This window comes from Comamonas terrigena NBRC 13299 (assembly GCF_006740045.1).
Lineage (GTDB): Bacteria > Pseudomonadota > Gammaproteobacteria > Burkholderiales > Burkholderiaceae_C > Comamonas > Comamonas terrigena.
In genome coordinates this window covers 3,350,191-3,368,159 of sequence record NZ_AP019749.1, presented here as the reverse complement: position 1 = coordinate 3,368,159, position 17,969 = coordinate 3,350,191, and the positions used below count along the sequence as shown (strand labels likewise).

Sequence of the window (17,969 nt, the reverse complement as noted above, 5' to 3'; positions counted from 1 at the left end):
CGGAGCAGCCGGAGCAGCCGGAGCAGCCGGAGCAGCCGGAGCAGCCGGAGCAGCCGGAGCAGCCGGAGCAGCCGGAGCAGCCGGAGCAGCCGGAGCAGCCGGAGCAGCCAGAGCAGCCAGAGCAGCCAGAGCAGCCAGAGCAGCCAGAGCAGCCAGAGCAGCCAGAGCAGCCAGAGCAGCCAGAGCAGCCAGAGCAGCCAGAGCAGCCAGAGCAGCCAGAGCAGCCAGAGCAGCCAGCCAGCAGCCAGAGCAGCCAGAGCAGCCAGAGCAGCCAGAGCAGCCAGAGCAGCCAGAGCAGCCAGAGCAGCCAGAGCAGCCAGAGCAGCCAGAGCAGCCAGAGCAGCCAGAGCAGCCAGAAGACGATGGTGGAAACCAGAGCTGGATCTGGAAGAACCGCTTTTAAGTGCGCAAAGCCCGCCGGCTTCGCCACATGCAATGACACTAGACTGCGCCCGGGTGGCGCAGGGAATGGATCGTATGAACCCCAAAGACCGGGCGCCCCGTGGCGCCGCCAAACCTGCTGCCGGCGCCCGCAAACCGCGCGCGGCCACACCGCGAGCCCCCCAGGTGGTGGACGCCGCCGAGGTGAATGAAGCCGTGGATGCCGCTGAAACCCCGGAAACCGCCCTCGAAGCGCAAGGCTATGCCTTCGAAGACGTGGTGTCGGGCGCCCTGGATGCCGACGAAGCACGCGAAGACCTGGCGCCGGCCAAGCGCGTGCTGCAACCGCAGGCCGAATCGCCCAAGCTGCACAAGGTGCTGGCCCAGGCCGGCATGGGTTCGCGCCTGGAGATGGAAAAGCTCATCCTGGAAGGCCGCATCTCGGTCAACAACGAGCCGGCCCACGTGGGCCAGCGCGTCCAGTTCGGGGACCAGATCAAGGTCAACGGCAAGCCGATCCACTTCCGCATCGAACCGCCGCCTGCCCGCGTGATCGCCTACCACAAGCCCGTGGGCGAAGTGGTGACCCACGACGACCCGCAAAACCGCCCCACGGTGTTCCGCAAGCTGCCCAAGCTGCACACCGGCAAGTGGCAGTCCGTCGGCCGTCTGGACCTGAACACCGAAGGCCTGCTGCTGCTGACCAATTCCGGCGCCCTGGCCAACAACCTGATGCACCCGCGCTTCGGTCTGGAGCGTGAGTACGCGGTGCGCGTGCTGGGCGCCTTGAGCAAGGAAGAAAAGCAGCGCCTGCTCGACGGCGTGCAGCTCGAAGACGGCGAAGCCAGCTTCGGCTCCATCGAGGACGGCGGCGGCGAAGGCGCCAACTGCTGGTACCGCGTCACCATTTCGGAAGGCCGCAACCGCGAAGTGCGCCGCATGTTCGAGGCGGTGGGCCATGCCGTCAGCCGCCTGATCCGTATCCGCTACGGCGCCATGATGCTGCCCAAGGGGCTCAAGCGCGGTGCCTGGCTGGAGCTGGACGACAAGGACATCCAGGCCCTGATGCAGGCCGCCGGTGCCGCCATCCCCAAGGCTGCGCCGCGCGAAGGTGCCGGCCTGCGCCGTCCCAGCGCCGACCGTGGCGCAGGCCGCCGCAGCGGCCCGGGTGCCGCGCGTCCGCAGGCGCCACGCCGCTTCCAGGATGGCGGCGGGCCGGAACGCGACCGTCCGGCACGCTCCGGCGCGCTGTTCGGTGACGAAGGCGCCGCCCGCAGCAGTGCGGCCCGTGCCAAGCGCAGCGCACAGCCGGATCCACTGAAGACGTCCGCTGGCTATATCGGCCGCGACAGCCTGGAGCGTTACCGTGCCACGCAGAAGAAGGGCTCTGGCGGCGGCCGCCGTGGCGGTAGCCGCTGAGCGGATAGGTCCTGCTTGCCAGGGCTTTGTGCCACCCCGGTAGAATCAAGGGTTTTGCCGGTGTGGCAAAAAACGAACTAAAACCTGATTAGGAAAATCAAATGGCTATCGAACGCACCCTCTCCATCATCAAGCCCGACGCAGTTGCCAAGAACGTGATCGGCCAGATCTACTCGCGTTTCGAAGGCGCTGGCCTGAAGATCGCCGCTGCCAAGCTGGTGCACCTGTCGCGCGCTGATGCCGAGCAGTTCTACGCTGTGCACGCCGCACGTCCTTTCTTCAAGGACCTGGTGGACTTCATGATCTCCGGCCCCGTGATGATCCAAGTGCTGGAAGGCGAAAACGCCATCCTGAAGAACCGCGAACTGATGGGCGCCACCGACCCCAAGAAGGCTGAAGCCGGCACCATCCGCGCTGACTTCGCTGACAGCATCGACGCCAACGCCGTGCACGGCTCCGACGCTGCTGAAACCGCAGCTGTCGAAGTGTCCTTCTTCTTCCCTGGCATGAACGTCTACGCACGTTAATTCCATGACTCCCATGCTGGCCGAGGCTGCTGCTAAGGCGGCACCCCCTGCATGGGAGTGCCGCCCATGCCGTGGTCTGGGCATGCAGATATGACCACCAATCTTCTTGATTTCGACCTCCAGGGGCTGGTTGCTTATTGCGAGCAACTGGGGGAAAAGCGTTTCCGTGCCACGCAGTTGTTCCGCTGGATCCACCAGCGTGGTGCGAAGGACTTCAGCCAGATGACGGATCTGGCCAAGTCGCTGCGTGAAAAGCTGCAGCATGAGGCGGAAATCCGCCCACTGCCGGTGATCACCCAGCACGAATCCCAGGACGGCACCATCAAGTGGCTGTTCGATGTGGGTGACGGCAATGCCGTCGAATCCGTATTCATTCCCGAAGACGACCGTGGCACGCTGTGTGTGTCCTCGCAGGCCGGTTGCGCCGTGGGCTGCCGTTTCTGCTCCACGGGCCACCAGGGCTTCAGCCGCAACCTGAGCACGGGCGAAATCCTGGCCCAGCTGTGGTTTGCCGAGCATTTCCTGCGCGCCCACCTGAAGACCGATGAGCGCGTGATCACCAATGTGGTGATGATGGGCATGGGTGAGCCGCTGCAGAACTACAGCGCGCTGGTGCCCGCCCTGCGTACCATGCTGGACGACCATGGCTACGGCCTGTCGCGCCGCCGCGTCACCGTGTCCACCTCCGGCGTGGTGCCGATGATGGACCGTCTGTCCCAGGATTGCGCCGTGGCGCTGGCCGTGTCGCTGCATGCGCCCAATGACCCGCTGCGCGACAACCTGGTGCCGCTGAACAAGAAGTACCCGCTGGACGAGCTGCTGCAGGCCTGCCAGCGCTACCTGGAATTTGCCCCGCGCGACTTCATCACCTTCGAGTACTGCATGCTCGACGGGGTCAACGACCAGCCGGAGCATGCCAAGCAACTGGTGGAACTGATCCGCAGCTATGGCAATGGCCGGCCCTGGTGCAAGCTGAACCTGATCCCGTTCAACCCGTTCCCGGCCTCCGGCCTGTTACGCTCGAGCAATGAACGGGTGACGGCCTTTGCCAAGGCACTCAGCGACGCCGGGATTGTGACCACGGTGCGCAAGACGCGCGGTGACGACATCGACGCGGCATGTGGACAATTGGCGGGGGATGTGAAAGACCGCACCCGCGCCGCAGAACGCATGGCCAAGCAGCGCACCATCATGCTCAAGCCGACGGCAGGTTAGAGCACACAGAGCGAGCGGCAAGACCACCATTCGACAAGGGACCTCCAGATGTGCTTTCATTCCGGGAATGCCAAGACAGGTTGCCAGCGCAGGGCGATGAGCCCCAGCGGCGCAGCAACTTGGGCATTTGCGGTGGCGCGATGCGCCGGCACCTCTTTGGTCCGCGTCCCGCACATTGCAGCCTGCCATGTCCGCACCGGCATGGCATATGACTTGCAAGCAGTCCCGTCGCACCAGACCGGGTTGCAACACGCCCTTTACCGCACTGCGCACGGCAGTGGGCAGGCCGGGGCACCCGGGGAGCGCAGCGGCCAGCGCCGGTCCGAAGCTCCGGTGGCTGCGGGTGGGGCCTATGAAAAAGCTTACGAGATAGATGCAGGCAATCGCGTGATCGCCTACCATCTGGCAGATTTGCTGTTCGAGCGGCAAAGGGGAGGGCGTGCGCGCTTTCCCTTCTGTCGTTTGAACAATGGCGGGTACGCCAATGCCAAGTCCCTGAGGGAGGGGAGCCGCGTGGAGCGGGCATTGGATGCGACCTCGGCCGCGCGACAGCGGGTTCGCCCGCTGCCGCGCCGGTCAGCGGATTCCACAGAATGGCAACGTTATGAGCAAGGGGCTTTCCATGGCTGAGCTCCAGGAAGCAGAAGTGACAGAACAACTCGAATCGCCACCCGCACAACAGACTGCAGGCAGTCTGCTGCGCCAGGCCCGTGAAGCGGCGGGCATGCATGTTTCCTCCTTGGCCGATGTGCTCAAGGTGCCCGTGGCCAAGCTGCAGGCGCTGGAAGCCGATGACTGGCAGGCCCTGCCGGATGCGGTGTTCACCCGCTCGGTGGCGCTGAGCATCTGCAAGGCCTTGCAGGTGGATGCGGCACCGGTCATGGCCTTGCTGCCCAAGTCGGCCGCCACACAGAAGTTCACCGCGCCCGGTCCGGGCATCAACGAGCCTTTCCGTGACAAGGCCGTGCGCTCCGTGCACGACACGCCCAACCCGGGCGGCGCCTGGAAGTGGCTGGCCTTGGCCCTGCTGGCGGGTGCCGGCGGCGGGGTGTGGTACTTTGCCCAGAAGCAGGATCTGCGCGATGCGGTGGTGGCTTCGGTGCAGGAGCGCTCCGAGCGTGCCATGGGCACGTCACAGTCTGCGCATACCGTGGATGTGGCGCCGCCGGAAGCCCCGGCGGCAGAACCCGTGGCCGCCCAGGAACCGGTGGCTCCGGCCGCCGCCGAAGCGGCCGTGCCTGCGGTGGCAGCCGTCCCGGCGCCCGCTGCAGTGGCGGAAGCCCCGGCAGTGCCCGCCGCGTCTGCGGCACCGGCTGCCGTGGCCCCGGCGGTGGCAGCGCCTGCGGAGGCTGCTGCTGTGGCCCCTGCGGTGCCCGTGGCCGCAGCCACAGGCAATGCCACCTTGCGCATCCAGGCCCGTGCAGCGACCTGGATCCAGGTGCGTGGCGGCGGCAAGGTGCTGGAGCAGAAGACCCTGAATGCGGGCGAATTTTTTGAAACCCAGGCACCCAAGCCGCTGTCGGTGGTGATTGGCCGCGCCGATGCGGCCGAGGTGCAGGTGGGTGGGGCAGCGTTCGATCTGGGGGCTGTGGCCCGCGAGAACGTCGCCCGATTTGAGGTGAAGTAAGAAGTGCAAGACTCGCAAAATTTGCAGCAGACAGGCGGCAGTCCGATCGCGATTGCCAGCCCGCTGCCGCGCAAATCGCGCCAGGCCCGTGTGGTGTGGCGCAACAACGTGGTCACCGTGGGGGGCGATGCGCCCGTGCGCGTGCAGTCCATGACCAACACCGACACCGTGGAGGCCGTGGAAACGGCCATCCAGGTGCGCCAGCTGGCCCAGGCCGGCTCGGAGATGGTGCGCATCACCGTCAACACGCCGGAGGCGGCGGCGGCCGTGCCCTACATCCGCGAGCAGCTCGACCGCATGGGCGAGTATGTGCCGCTGGTGGGCGACTTCCACTACAACGGCCACCGTCTGCTGACCGACTATCCGGCCTGCGCCGAGGCGCTGTCCAAGTACCGCATCAACCCCGGCAACGTGGGCAAGGGCGACAAAAAGGACAAGCAGTTCGGCCAGATGATCGAGATCGCCGCCAAGTATGACAAGGCGGTGCGCATCGGCGTGAACTGGGGCTCGATGGACCAGGAAATCATGGCCGAGCTGATGGACCAGAACTCCCGGCGTGCCCGGCCCTGGGAAACGCGCCAGGTCATGTACGAGGCGCTGATCACCTCGGCCATCAGCTCCGCCGAGCTGGCCCGCAACATCGGCCTGAACCCCGACAACATCATCCTGTCCTGCAAGGTCAGCGGTGTGCAGGACCTGATCTCGGTCTACCGCGAACTGGCACGCCGCTGCGACTATGCGCTGCACCTGGGCCTGACCGAAGCCGGCATGGCCACCAAGGGCACGGTGGCATCCACGGCAGCGCTGTCGGTGCTGCTGCAGGAAGGCATTGGCGACACCATCCGCGTCTCGCTCACGCCCCAGCCGGGCGAAGCGCGCACGCAGGAGGTGGTGGTGGCGTCCGAGATCCTGCAGGCCCTGGGCCTGCGCGTGTTCGTGCCCAGCGTCACGGCCTGCCCGGGCTGCGGCCGCACCACCAGCACCACGTTCCAGGAACTGGCCAAACAGATCGACGACTTCCTGCGCGGCGAAATGCCCGTCTGGCGCGCCAAGTACCCCGGCGTGGAGGCGATGAAAGTCGCCGTGATGGGCTGCATCGTCAACGGTCCGGGCGAGAGCAAGCATGCCGACATCGGCATCAGCCTGCCGGGCAATGGCGAAGCGCCTGCAGCACCCGTGTTCATCGATGGTGAAAAGGCCTTGACACTGCGCGGCGAGCACATCGCCCAGGAGTTCCAGGCCCTGGTGCAATCCTATGTGGAGCGCCGCTACGGCCAGCCCGGCTGAGCGTGCTGGCACAATCGCCTGAGAAAACCATAGCTGCCTGTGCTTGTGCAACATGAATTTCAGGTTTGTTTCAGCCTGAAATTCATGTTGTCAGTGCAGAAGTTGCTCCTGAAATTGTGAGCACACATCCGAATTGTTGAAGAGATCGTTGAAGTGGCAAAGACCGAAAAACTGAGCGCCGTCAAAGGCATGAACGACATCCTTCCCGGCGAATCCGAACGCTGGGAATGGCTGGAAGCGCAGGTGCGCGATCTGATGGGGCGCTTTGCCTATCGCAATGTGCGCACCCCCATCGTCGAGCACACGCAGCTGTTTGTGCGCGGCATCGGTGAGGTCACGGACATTGTCGAAAAGGAGATGTATTCCTTTGAAGACAAGCTCAACGGCGAACGCCTGACCCTGCGCCCCGAAGGCACGGCCAGTCTGGTGCGTGCCACCATCGAAAACAATCTGCTGTACGACGGCGGCAAGCGCATGTGGTACATCGGCCCCATGTTTCGCCACGAACGCCCCCAGCGTGGCCGCTACCGCCAGTTCCACCAGATCGGTGCCGAGGCCCTGGGCTTCGCCGGCCCCGATGTAGATGCCGAACTGATCCTGCTGGCCGTGTCGCTGTGGAAGCGCCTGGGCCTGACGCAGTGGCGCCTGGAAATCAACAGCCTGGGCCAGCCCGAAGAACGCAAGGCCCACCGCGAGGCGTTGATTGCCTACCTGGAGCAGCACACCGAGGTCATGGACGAAGAGGCCAAGCGCCGCATGTACAGCAACCCGCTGCGCGTGCTGGACACCAAGAACCCGGCCATGCAGGAAATGGTCAACGCAGCGCCCAAGCTGCTGGACTACCTGGGTGAAGCTTCGCTGGCCCACTTCGACGGCCTGAAGGCCATTCTGGACGCCAATGGCGTGCCCTGGACGGTCAACCCCCGCCTGGTGCGCGGCCTGGACTACTACAACCTCAGCGTGTTCGAGTTCGTGACCGATCTGCTGGGTTCGCAAGGCACCATCTGCGCCGGTGGCCGCTACGACTACCTGATCGAGCAGGTGGGTGGCAAGCCGGCACCCGCCGTGGGCTGGGCGCTGGGTGTGGAGCGCGTCCTGGAACTGGTCAAGGAACTGGGCACCGACATCCCTGCACCGCAGCTGGATGTGTACGCCATCGTGCCCGACGCGGCCGCCATGCCCGTGGTGCTGCGCACCCTGCAGCAGCTGCGCGAAGCCGGTGTGCGTGCACAGATGCACACCGCCGGTGCCGAAGGCATGGGCTCGATGAAGTCGCAGTTCAAGAAGGCCGATGCCTCGGGCGCGCGCCATGCGCTGATCTTCGGCGGCGATGAACTGGCCCAGGGCCAGGTCACCGTCAAATCCCTGCGTGACGGCGAAGGCCGCCAGCAGCTGCAAGCCCTGGCCGAAGTGGCCCAATGGGCTGCCACCCTACAATCGATCGCTTAACCTGATTGCAGACACACGCTATGGCAACGCATCTCGACCTCGAAGAACAAGAACAGATCGACCAGCTCAAGCATTTCTGGAGCCGTTGGGGCACGCCCATCACCGGTGTGCTGGTCGTGGCTTTCGGCGGTTTCGCCGCCTGGAATGGCTGGCAGTACTGGCAGCAGCGCCAGTCCGTGCAGGCGGCGGCCCTGGCCGATGCCGTGCAGGTGGCCATCGAATCCAAGGACGACGGCCGCGTGGCCCAGAGCCTCAAGGACATCCAGGAAAAATACGCCAGCACCCAGCAAGCCGGACTGGCCGCACTGGCTGCCGCCAAGGCCCAGGCCGATGCCGGCAAGCTCGATGAGGCCAAGGCCACGCTGACCTGGGTCAGCGAGAAGGCCGGAGACGACGGTCACAAGGCCGTCGCCCGCCTGCGCCTGGCGGCAGTGCTGATGCAGCAAAAAGACCTGGACGGCGCCAGCAAGGTGCTGTCCGGCAGCTTCCCGGCGGAATTCGCCGGCGTGCAGGCCGACCGCCAGGGCGATCTGCTGCAGCTGCAGGGCAAGGCCGAAGAGGCCGTGCAGGCCTACGAACGTGCCTATAAGGCGCTGGATCCACAGAACGAATACCGCCGCCTGGTGGAATTCAAGCTCAACGCACTGGGCGTACAACCCCAAACCATGGCTGCCTCTGGCGGCACGGAGACTGCAAAGTGAAGATTCGGGCACATCGCGCAGAGGGCGCAGCAACATGGATGACCGTCGGCCGCTGGGCAGCCAGCGCCGCACTTGTGACCGCCTTGGGCGGATGTGCCTGGTTCGGGACCAGCAAGCCCAAGCCGCAGGATCTGGGCCCGAATGTGGTCAAGCTGGACATTCGCCAGGCCTGGACGGCCCGCGTGGGCGCCATCAAGGACGTGAGCCTGAGCACCCATGTGCTGGGCGACGCCGTCTATGTGTCGGCTGCTGACGGCACGGTGGTGGCGCTCAATGCCCGCAACGGCCAGGATCTGTGGCGCACCACGGTGGGCAAGCCCTTGTCCAGCGGCGTGGGCAGCGACGGCGTGACCACGGCCGTGGTGACCAAGTCCAATGAACTGATCGGCATCATCGACGGCAAGCAGGCGTGGAGCAAGCGCCTGGAAGCCGGTGCCTACACCGCGCCGCTGGTGGCCGGTGCCCGCGTGTTCCTGGTGACGGCAGACCGCACCATTGCAGCCTATGACGCCCGCACCGGCCAGGCCCTGTGGTCGCAGCCGCGCACCGGCGAGCCGCTGGTGCTGCGCCAGCCCGGCGTGCTGCAGGCGGTGGGCAACACCCTGGTGACGGGCATGGCCGGTCGCCTGGTGGCGCTGCAGCCCGACAACGGCGCCGTGCTGTGGGAGGCCCCGCTGGCCAGCCCGCGCGGCACCAACGACGTGGAGCGCCTGGTGGATCTGGTCGGTCCCACGTTCACGCAAGGCAATGTGGTGTGCGCACGCGCCTTCCAGGCCAGCGTGGGTTGCGTGGACGCTGCCCGTGGCCAGGTGCTGTGGACACAAACTGCCAGAGGCTCTGTGGGTGTTGGCGGCGATGCAGAATTGCTGGCAGGCACCGAAAGCAATGGTGTGGTGCAGGCGTGGGACCGGGCCGACGGCAAGAAGCTGTGGTCGGTGGAACGCTTCCAGCACCGCCGCCTGACGGCGCCGTTGCTGCTGGGCCGCTCCGTCATCATGGGTGACGATGCGGGCCTGGTGCACGTGCTCTCCAAGCAGGATGGTTCGCACCTGAACCGCCTGCAGACAGATGGATCCGGCATGGCAGCTGCACCCGTGGTTGCCGCCGATACGCTGGTGGTCGTGACACGCAATGGTGGCGTGTACGGCTTCCGGCCGGAATGAGATTTTCTTCGGAATGAAGCCAGTAATTGCCCTCGTAGGGCGGCCCAATGTGGGCAAATCGACCTTGTTTAACCGCATGACCAAGTCGCGGGATGCGATCGTGGCCGACTTCGCCGGCCTGACGCGTGACCGCCACTACGGCCAGGGCAAGCAGGGAAAGCACGAATACATCGTGATCGACACCGGTGGTTTCGAGCCCGATGCATCCAAGGGCATCTTCAAGGAGATGGCCAAGCAGACCCGCCAGGCCGTGGCAGAAGCCGATGTGGTGCTGTTCATCGTGGACGCCCGCGCCGGCCTGTCGGCCCAGGACCATGAAATCGGCAATTACCTGCGCCGCCTGGGCAAGCCCGCGCTGCTGGTGGCCAACAAGGCCGAAGGCATGCGCGAAGGTGCACAGCTGACCGAATTCTATGAATTGGGTCTGGGCGATGTGGTGGCCGTGTCGGCCGCCCACGGCCAGGGTGTGCGCAGCCTGGTGGAACAGGCGCTGGGCCAGCTGAACCTGCCCGAGCCCGAAGAGGAAACGCTGGACGATGTGGAGAAAGCCCCCATCCGTCTGGCCGTGGCCGGCCGCCCCAATGTGGGCAAGTCCACGCTGATCAATGCCTGGCTGGGTGAAGAGCGCCTGGTGGCGTTCGACATGCCGGGCACCACGCGCGACGCCATCTCGGTGCCGTTCGAGCGCAATGGCCAGAAGTTCGAGCTGATCGATACCGCCGGCCTGCGCCGCAAGGGCAAGGTGTTCGAGGCCATCGAGAAGTTCTCGGTGGTCAAGACACTGCAGGCCATCGAAGGCGCCAACGTGGTGCTGCTGCTGATCGACGCCACACAGGGCGTGACCGACCAGGACGCCCACATCGCCGGCTATGTGCTGGAGAGCGGCCGCGCCGTGGTGGTGGCGGTCAACAAATGGGATGCGGTGGATGACTACCAGCGCCAGATGCTGGAGCGTTCGATCGAAACGCGTCTGTCGTTCCTGAAGTTTGCGCCGCTGCACTTCATCTCGGCACAGAAGCGCCAGGGCCTGGGCCCGCTGTGGGCGTCGCTGGTGCAGGCACACAAGTCGGCCACCTGCAAGATGCCGACGCCGGTGCTCACGCGCCTGTTGCTCGAAGCGATCCAGTACCAGACCCCCAAGAAGGTGGGTTCCTACCGGCCCAAGATGCGCTACGCGCACCAGGGCGGCATGAATCCGCCGCTGATCGTGATCCACGGCAATTCGCTGGAGCATGTGACGGAGGCGTACAAGCGCTTTCTGGAAGGGCGGTTCCGCAAGGAGTTCAATCTGGTTGGAACCCCCTTGCGCATCGAGATGAAGACCTCCCACAATCCTTACTCGGATTGAGGCCGGAATCGTCAGTCCACAGCCCGGTCCCAGCCATGCGCAAGGCTGGAATACCAGGGCTGTGTTAAGGTGTACGTTTACAACAACATTTCCGAACACGGAGAATATCGTGAGCAACAAAGGCCAACTTCTGCAAGATCCTTTCCTGAACGCACTGCGCCGTGAACACGTGCCGGTGTCGATTTACCTGGTCAACGGCATCAAGCTGCAAGGTCAGATCGAATCGTTCGACCAGTACGTGGTGCTGCTGCGCAACACGGTCACCCAGATGGTTTACAAGCACGCCATCTCCACCATCGTCCCCGGCCGCGCCGTGAATTTCTCGACGGCCGATACCAGCGAAGCCCCTGCCGCTTGATTAGGTTTTTCATGTTTCCCTCCCTGTGCCAGCCACAGGGTGGGGGTGTGATGTCGGTGCTGCGGAGTGTCCATGACTGATACTTCGCGCTCTGCCACGGCATCTGCCCCAGTGGTGCTGGTGGGTGTGGACTTCGGTCTGCCCCATTTCGACCAAGAGCTGGAAGAGTTGGGTTTGCTGGCACAGACTGCCGGCCTGAACCCTGTTGCGCGCATCACCTGCAAACGCAAAGTGCCCGACGCGGCACTGTTTGTCGGCAGCGGCAAGGCGGACGAGATCCGCATGCTGGCCCAGATGCACGGCGCCAAAGAGGTCCTGTTCGACCAGGCGCTCAGTCCTGCGCAGCAGCGCAATCTCGAGCGTGCGCTGGAAATGCCGGTCAACGACCGCACGCTGCTGATCCTCGAAATCTTTGCCCAACGCGCCCGCAGCCACGAAGGCAAGCTGCAGGTCGAGCTGGCGCGTCTGCAGTACGTCGCCACCCGCCTGGTGCGACGCTGGACCCACTTGGAACGCCAGGCCGGCGGTATCGGCGGCCGTGGCGGCCCTGGTGAAAAGCAGATCGAGCTGGACCGCCGCATGATTGCCGACGCCATCAAGCGCACCAAGGAACGTCTGCAGAAGGTCAAGAAGCAGCGTGCCACGCAGCGGCGTCAGCGGGAGCGCCGGGATGTATTCAACATCTCGCTGGTGGGCTACACCAATGCCGGCAAATCCACGTTGTTCAATGCTCTGGTCAAGGCCCGCGCCTATGCGGCCGATCAGCTGTTTGCCACGCTGGACACCACCACACGCCAGTTGTATCTGACAGAAGCGGGGGCTTCGGTCTCGCTGTCTGATACCGTGGGCTTTATCCGCGACCTGCCGCACGGTCTGGTGGACGCCTTCCAGGCCACGCTGCAGGAAGCCGTGGACGCCGATCTGCTGCTGCACGTGGTCGACGCATCCAATGCAACCTTTCCGGAGCAAATGGATCAAGTGCACAAGGTGTTGGCGGAAATCGGTGCCCAGGACATTCCCCAGGTGCTGGTGTTCAACAAGCTGGATGCCCTGGAACCCGGGCAGCGTCCGGCGGTGTTGCAGGACAGCTACGAGGTGGACGGGGTGGCCGTGCCGCGGGTGTTTGTCAGTGCCCGATCGGGCGAGGGCTTGCCTGCGTTGCGCCAGTTGCTGGCAGATATTCTGCTGGCACGCCAGGAAGGGGCTGCAGATATGACCCCAGATGACGACGCCAATTTGTAAACGGCTGGCTGACAGGATTGGGCACAATGTTGCGCAACTGTGTCTTTTTCAAAAATTGAGACTTTTCGCATGAATTTCTTGAATCGCGCCCCACGTTGGGCGGTGTTGCCGGAACGACTGCGGGGCATGTTCAATCTGAACGATCCCCGCTGGGGGCGTGGAGGGGATGACCGTCCCGAAGACGCCAACAACCCGCGTCCGGAGCAGGACCGTCCCACACCGCCTCCACAACCGCCACGGGGTCGCGACGGTTCCAATGGCTCGCAGCCACCGGATCTGGACGAGATCTGGAAAGACTTCAACCGCAAGCTCTCGGGCCTGTTCGGTGGCAAACCGCCATCGGGTGGCAACACCGGCGGCCGCAGCGGCGGCACCCCGCCGGACATGCGCAATGCCGGCATGGGCGTGGGCCTGATCGCCGGCGTGGCCGTGCTGATCTGGCTGGGAACGGGTTTCTTCATCGTCCAGGAAGGCCAGCAGGCCGTCATCACCCAGTTCGGCAAATACCACTCCACCGTGGGTGCCGGCTTCAACTGGCGCCTGCCGTACCCGGTGCAGAACCACGAGCTGGTGTATGTGTCGCAGATCCGCTCGGCCGATGTGGGGCGTGACAACATCATCAAGAGCACGGGCCTGCGCGAGTCGGCCATGCTGACCGAAGACGAGAACATCGTCGAAATCAAGTTCGCCGTGCAATACCGCCTGAGTGACGCGCGTGCCTGGCTGTTCGAGAGCAAGAACCCGGCAGAAGCCGTGGTGCAGGCCGCCGAAACCGCGGTGCGCGAAGTGGTGGGCAAGATGCGCATGGACTCCGCGCTGGCGGAAGAGCGCGACCAGATCGCCCCGCGGGTGCGCGAGCTGATGCAGACCATCCTGGACCGCTACAAGGTGGGCGTGGAAGTGGTGGGCATCAATCTGCAGCAGGGCGGCGTGCGCCCGCCCGAGCAGGTGCAGGCCTCGTTCGACGACGTGCTCAAGGCCGGTCAGGAGCGCGAGCGCGCCAAGAACGAAGCCCAGGCCTATGCCAACGACGTGATTCCGCGTGCCGGTGGTACCGCCTCGCGCCTGAAGGAAGAAGCGGAAGCCTACAAGGCCCGCCTGACCGCCCAGGCACAAGGTGATGCACAGCGCTTCAGCTCGCTGCTGGCGGAGTACAAGAAAGAGCCGCAGGTCACGCGTGACCGCCTCTACACCGAGACCATGCAGCAGGTCTACAGCAACGTGACCAAGGTCATGGTGGATTCCCGCCAGGGCTCCAACCTGCTGTACCTGCCGCTGGACAAGATCATGCAGAGCGTTTCGCAGCAGTCGAATGCCGCGGCCGGCACCGAAGCTGCTTCCGGCACCGCCGCCGCAGCGCCGGCCGCCGTGCCCCAGGTCCATACCATCGATCCCCGTGCCCGCGATGCCAATCGCTCGCGCGAGCGAGATTCCCGCTAAGAGGAGTAATACGTGAACCGCGTTGGATTTTTTGTTTCCTCTTTGCTCGTCGTCGTGGCGTTGCTCAGTTCCATGCTCTTTGTCGTGGACCAGCGCCAGTTCGGCGTGGTCTACGCCCTGGGTCAGATCAAGGAAGTGATCACCGAGCCTGGTCTCAACTGGAAGATGCCGCCTCCGTTCCAGAACGTGCGCTACATCGACAAGCGTCTGCTGACGCTCGACAGCACGGACACCGAGCCCGTGCTGACGGCCGAAAAGCAGCGCGTGGTGATCGACTGGTATGTGCGCTGGCGCATCTCCAACCCCTCGGAGTACATCCGCAACGTGGGTCTGGATGAATCCGCTGGTGCCATGCAGCTCAACCGTGTGGTGCGCAATGCCTTCCAGGAAGAAATCAACCGCCGCACCGTGCGCGAGTTGCTGTCTTCCAAGCGCGAAGCGCTGATGGCCGATGTGAAGCGTGAAGTGGCGGAGTCCGTCAGCGGTGCCAAGCCCTGGGGCGTGGACATTGTGGACGTGCGCATCACCCGCGTGGATTACGCCGAAACCATCACCGAATCGGTCTACCGCCGCATGGAGGCCGAGCGCAAGCGCGTGGCCAACGAGCTGCGCTCCACCGGTGGGGCCGAAGGCGAAAAGATCCGTGCCGAGGCCGACCGCCAGCGCGACATCACCATCGCCAATGCCTACCGCGACGCCCAGATCATCAAGGGCCAGGGCGATGCCGAAGCCGCGCGCGTCTACGGCGAGGCCTTTGGCCGCGATCCGCAGTTCGCACAGTTCTATCGCAGCCTGGAAGCCTACAAGGCCAGCTTCAACAAGAAGAGCGATGTGGTGGTGGTCGATCCATCGTCCACCGACTTCTTCAAGGCCATGCGCAGCAGCGGCGGCAGCTCCGCACGCTGACATTCCGCCAGCCACCGCCACGCCATCCCATGGAGTTCTGGAACCACCTGGGCATGGCGCTGGCGCTGGTGCTGGTCATCGAGGGCTTAGGCCCTTTTCTTTTTCCTGGCGCCTGGCGTCGGGCGTTCTCCCAGATGCTGGCCCTGCGTGAAGGCCAGCTGCGTTTCATCGGTCTGCTGGGTATCGCAGTTGGCCTGCTGCTGCTGCTGTTGTTGCAATAACGTGCGTACGGGCTGGGCCTTGCGGCGGCCGGTTTTGGGTGCGCGCAGTGATAGCCGGTAGAATCACGTTTTTAACAGCCTCTCCCTTTTTCCATGTCTGCTTGGGTCCTGCCGGATCACATCGCCGATGTTTTGCCTTCCGAGGCACGGCACATCGAGGAATTGCGTCGAGGACTGCTCGATACCGCCCGCAGCTACGGGTACGAGCTGGTCATGCCACCGTTGCTGGAGTACCTGGAGTCTCTGCTGACGGGTTCTGGCGAAGCGCTCCATCTCCAAACCTTCACACTGGTGGACCAGCTGTCCGGTCGCACGCTGGGCTTGCGTGCCGACATGACGCAGCAGGTCGCGCGCATCGATGCCCACCTGCTCAACCGCGACGGCGTCGCGCGCCTGTGCTACTGCGGCCCGGTGCTGCACACCACGCCGGACCGTCCCCGCGCCACCCGCGAGCCGCTGCAGTTCGGCGCTGAAATCTACGGCCATGCCGGCCCGGAAGCCGATCTGGAAGCGCTGCAGCTGGCCCTGGCCTGCCTGAAGGGCGCCCAGGTCAGCAACTACAGCGTGGACCTGGCCGATGTGCGCATCGTGCGCAGCCTGCTGGCGGGCGTGATGGTCGACACCAGCGTGCTGCAGCGCGTGCACTCGGCGCTGGCCGCCAAGGACGCCACCGGCCTGGCTGAGCTGACCCGGAATTTCCCCCAGGCTTCGCGTGAGGGCCTGCAAGCCCTGCTGCAGCTGTACGGTGACGTGCAGGTGCTGGACGAGGCCGAAAAGGCACTGGCCCGCGTGCCCGGTGCCCAGCATGTGATCGCCCACCTGAAGTGGTTTGCCGCCCAGCTGCCTTCCGATGTGAAGGTGACCGTGGACCTGGCCGACCTGCGCGGCTACGCCTACTACAGCGGCACCCGCTATGCGGTGTATGCCCCGGGCGCCAGCGATGCGCTGGTGCGTGGTGGCCGCTACGACGAAGTGGGTGCCGTGTACGGCCGCAACCGGCCTGCCGCCGGCTTCTCGCTGGACATCAAGCAGCTGGTGGCGGTGGTGCCTGCGCGGCCGCTCAAGGCGGCGGTGCGTGCGCCCTGGGGGGCCAGCGATGCCAGTTTGGCGCAGGCGATTGCCGCACTGCGCGCCCAAGGGGAAACCGTGGTCTGCGTGCTGCCTGGGCACGAGAGCGAGGTTGATGAATTCCACTGCGATCGGGAGCTTGTGCTGCGTGCCGGGCAATGGGTCGTACAAGCCTTCTGAGGCATTTTTCCATTTCAACGGATTTAGACATGAAAGCAAGCAAAGGTCGCAACGTCGTCGTAGTCGGCACCCAGTGGGGTGACGAAGGCAAGGGCAAGCTGGTCGATTGGCTGACCGAAAGTGCCCAAGGCGTGGTCCGCTTCCAAGGCGGTCACAACGCCGGTCACACCCTGGTGATCAACGGCAAGAAGACAGCGCTGCACCTCATTCCCAGCGGCATCATGCGCCCCGGCGTGAAGTGCTACATCGGCAACGGTGTGGTGCTGTCGGTCGGCAAGCTGTTTGAAGAAATCGAAGGCCTGGAAAAGGCCGGCGTGCAAGTGCGTGAGCGCCTGCGCGTGTCGGAAGCCTGCCCGCTGATCCTGCCTTTCCACCAGGCACTGGACGTGGCCCGTGAAGCGGCCCGCGAACAAGGCGGTGCGCAGAAGATCGGCACCACGGGCAAAGGCATCGGCCCCTCGTACGAAGACAAGATCGCCCGCCGTGCCCTGCGTGTGCAGGACCTCAAGCACCCCGAGCGTTTCGCCACCAAGCTGCGCGAACTGCTGAACCTGCACAACCACATCCTGGTGAACGTGCTGGGTTCCAAGAACTTCGACTTCGGTGCCTCCCTGGCTCCCTATATGAAGGACGGCGAAGTCCAGTTTGACGCGGTCTACAGCGAAGCCATGCGCCACGCCGAACTGCTCAAGCCCATGATCGCCGACGTGTCGCGCGAACTGAATGCCGTGCATGCCGAAGGCGGCAACCTGCTGTTCGAAGGCGCCCAGGGCACGCTGCTGGACGTGGACCACGGCACCTACCCCTATGTGACCTCGTCCAACTGCGTGGCCGGCAATGCATCCGCCGGCGCCGGCGTCGGCCCGGGCATGCTGCACTACATCCTGGGCATCACCAAGGCCTACTGCACCCGCGTTGGTGGCGGTCCTTTCCCCACCGAACTGGAATGGCGCAAGGAAGGAACTCCCGGCTACGTGATGTCCACCGTGGGCGCCGAGATGGGTGTGACCACCGGTCGCTACCGCCGCTGCGGCTGGTTCGATGCCGCGCTGCTCAAGCGCTCGGCCCAGATCAACGGCCTGTCCGGTCTGTGCATCACCAAGCTGGATGTGCTGGACGGCATCGAAGAGCTGCAACTGTGCGTGGGCTACGAGCTGGACGGTGAAACGATCGACCTGCTGCCCCTGGGTGCGGACGACATCGAGCGCTGCAAGCCCATCTACGAATCCATCCCCGGCTGGACCGACTCCACCGTGGGCGTGACCGAATACGACAAGCTGCCGGTGAATGCCCGCCGCTATCTGGACCGTATTGCCGAAGTGACGGGCGTGCCCATCGCCATGGTGTCGACCAGCCCCGACCGCGATCACACCATCCTGATGCACAACCCCTACAGCGCTGCCTGAGCGTTGTGCACCAGCCAACCACCCCACATGC

16 protein-coding genes are annotated in these 17,969 nt (G+C 64.8%); all 16 read left to right on the top strand.

Annotated features, from left to right (window positions below):
* Positions 1-435: 435 nt before the first annotated feature.
* The 16 genes from CT3_RS15400 to CT3_RS15325 all read left to right on the top strand — a co-directional run bounded on the left by CT3_RS15400 (position 436) and on the right by CT3_RS15325 (position 17,938).
* Entirely contained in the window at positions 436-1,800 is a 1,365-nt protein-coding gene (locus tag CT3_RS15400) for a pseudouridine synthase (RefSeq protein WP_083520291.1), read from the top strand.
* Positions 1,801-1,901: 101 nt separating this feature from the next.
* On the top strand, positions 1,902-2,327 hold the full coding sequence (gene ndk / locus CT3_RS15395; protein ID WP_066533958.1) for a nucleoside-diphosphate kinase: 426 nt from the start codon (positions 1,902-1,904) through the stop codon (positions 2,325-2,327).
* 90 nt (positions 2,328-2,417) lie between these two features.
* Positions 2,418-3,542, top strand: a complete 1,125-nt coding sequence (rlmN, locus tag CT3_RS15390; protein WP_066533956.1) for a dual-specificity RNA methyltransferase RlmN — start codon at positions 2,418-2,420, stop codon at positions 3,540-3,542.
* Between the two features lie 646 nt (positions 3,543-4,188).
* On the top strand, positions 4,189-5,169 hold the full coding sequence (locus CT3_RS15385; RefSeq protein WP_227657912.1) for a helix-turn-helix domain-containing protein: 981 nt from the start codon (positions 4,189-4,191) through the stop codon (positions 5,167-5,169).
* Between the two features lie 3 nt (positions 5,170-5,172).
* On the top strand, positions 5,173-6,456 hold the full coding sequence (ispG, locus tag CT3_RS15380; protein ID WP_066533952.1) for a flavodoxin-dependent (E)-4-hydroxy-3-methylbut-2-enyl-diphosphate synthase: 1,284 nt from the start codon (positions 5,173-5,175) through the stop codon (positions 6,454-6,456).
* Positions 6,457-6,609: 153 nt separating this feature from the next.
* Positions 6,610-7,905 (top strand): histidine--tRNA ligase, encoded by a 1,296-nt coding sequence (gene hisS / locus CT3_RS15375; protein ID WP_066533950.1) that lies wholly within the window; start codon positions 6,610-6,612, stop codon positions 7,903-7,905.
* A 20-nt stretch (positions 7,906-7,925) separates the two neighbouring features.
* Complete coding sequence (locus CT3_RS15370; protein WP_066533949.1) at positions 7,926-8,606, top strand: YfgM family protein; 681 nt, start codon at positions 7,926-7,928, stop codon at positions 8,604-8,606.
* A gap of 38 nt (positions 8,607-8,644) precedes the next feature.
* Positions 8,645-9,769 carry an outer membrane protein assembly factor BamB gene (gene bamB, locus CT3_RS15365; protein ID WP_066533945.1) on the top strand — a complete coding sequence of 375 codons (1,125 nt, stop codon included), beginning with the start codon at positions 8,645-8,647 and terminating at the stop codon, positions 9,767-9,769.
* Between the two features lie 13 nt (positions 9,770-9,782).
* The gene (gene der / locus CT3_RS15360) at positions 9,783-11,117 is read left to right on the top strand and encodes a ribosome biogenesis GTPase Der (RefSeq protein ID WP_066533937.1); all 1,335 of its coding nucleotides are present in this window, start codon (positions 9,783-9,785) and stop codon (positions 11,115-11,117) included.
* Between the two features lie 109 nt (positions 11,118-11,226).
* Positions 11,227-11,475 (top strand): RNA chaperone Hfq, encoded by a 249-nt coding sequence (hfq, locus tag CT3_RS15355; RefSeq protein WP_066533936.1) that lies wholly within the window; start codon positions 11,227-11,229, stop codon positions 11,473-11,475.
* A 72-nt stretch (positions 11,476-11,547) separates the two neighbouring features.
* Positions 11,548-12,717 carry a GTPase HflX gene (gene hflX / locus CT3_RS15350; protein ID WP_066533932.1) on the top strand — a complete coding sequence of 390 codons (1,170 nt, stop codon included), beginning with the start codon at positions 11,548-11,550 and terminating at the stop codon, positions 12,715-12,717.
* Positions 12,718-12,786: 69 nt separating this feature from the next.
* On the top strand, positions 12,787-14,157 hold the full coding sequence (gene hflK / locus CT3_RS15345) for an FtsH protease activity modulator HflK (protein WP_066533930.1): 1,371 nt from the start codon (positions 12,787-12,789) through the stop codon (positions 14,155-14,157).
* Between the two features lie 12 nt (positions 14,158-14,169).
* A complete protein-coding gene (gene hflC, locus CT3_RS15340) occupies positions 14,170-15,063 on the top strand; it encodes a protease modulator HflC (RefSeq protein ID WP_066533928.1) in 894 nt (297 codons plus the stop codon).
* Between the two features lie 29 nt (positions 15,064-15,092).
* Positions 15,093-15,284, top strand: coding sequence for a DUF2065 domain-containing protein (locus tag CT3_RS15335; RefSeq protein ID WP_066533927.1), 192 nt, complete (start codon positions 15,093-15,095; stop codon positions 15,282-15,284).
* Between the two features lie 93 nt (positions 15,285-15,377).
* On the top strand, positions 15,378-16,532 hold the full coding sequence (locus CT3_RS15330; RefSeq protein WP_066533926.1) for an ATP phosphoribosyltransferase regulatory subunit: 1,155 nt from the start codon (positions 15,378-15,380) through the stop codon (positions 16,530-16,532).
* 29 nt (positions 16,533-16,561) lie between these two features.
* Positions 16,562-17,938, top strand: a complete 1,377-nt coding sequence (locus CT3_RS15325; RefSeq protein WP_066533925.1) for an adenylosuccinate synthase — start codon at positions 16,562-16,564, stop codon at positions 17,936-17,938.
* Positions 17,939-17,969: the final 31 nt, after the last annotated feature.

What these genes read in the sequence shown, in the direction of transcription:
- CT3_RS15400 (WP_083520291.1), top strand. Translation starts at nt 436, where the DNA reads ATGACACTAGACTGCGCCCGGGTGGCGCAGGGAATGGATCGTATGAAC.
- CT3_RS15325 (WP_066533925.1), top strand. Translation starts at nt 16,562, where the DNA reads ATGAAAGCAAGCAAAGGTCGCAACGTCGTCGTAGTCGGCACCCAGTGG.
- CT3_RS15370 (WP_066533949.1), top strand. Translation starts at nt 7,926, where the DNA reads ATGGCAACGCATCTCGACCTCGAAGAACAAGAACAGATCGACCAGCTC.
- hflK (WP_066533930.1), top strand. Translation starts at nt 12,787, where the DNA reads ATGAATTTCTTGAATCGCGCCCCACGTTGGGCGGTGTTGCCGGAACGA.
- bamB (WP_066533945.1), top strand. Translation starts at nt 8,645, where the DNA reads ATGACCGTCGGCCGCTGGGCAGCCAGCGCCGCACTTGTGACCGCCTTG.
- CT3_RS15335 (WP_066533927.1), top strand. Translation starts at nt 15,093, where the DNA reads ATGGAGTTCTGGAACCACCTGGGCATGGCGCTGGCGCTGGTGCTGGTC.
- der (WP_066533937.1), top strand. Translation starts at nt 9,783, where the DNA reads ATGAAGCCAGTAATTGCCCTCGTAGGGCGGCCCAATGTGGGCAAATCG.
- rlmN (WP_066533956.1), top strand. Translation starts at nt 2,418, where the DNA reads ATGACCACCAATCTTCTTGATTTCGACCTCCAGGGGCTGGTTGCTTAT.
- CT3_RS15330 (WP_066533926.1), top strand. Translation starts at nt 15,378, where the DNA reads ATGTCTGCTTGGGTCCTGCCGGATCACATCGCCGATGTTTTGCCTTCC.
- hflX (WP_066533932.1), top strand. Translation starts at nt 11,548, where the DNA reads ATGACTGATACTTCGCGCTCTGCCACGGCATCTGCCCCAGTGGTGCTG.
- ndk (WP_066533958.1), top strand. Translation starts at nt 1,902, where the DNA reads ATGGCTATCGAACGCACCCTCTCCATCATCAAGCCCGACGCAGTTGCC.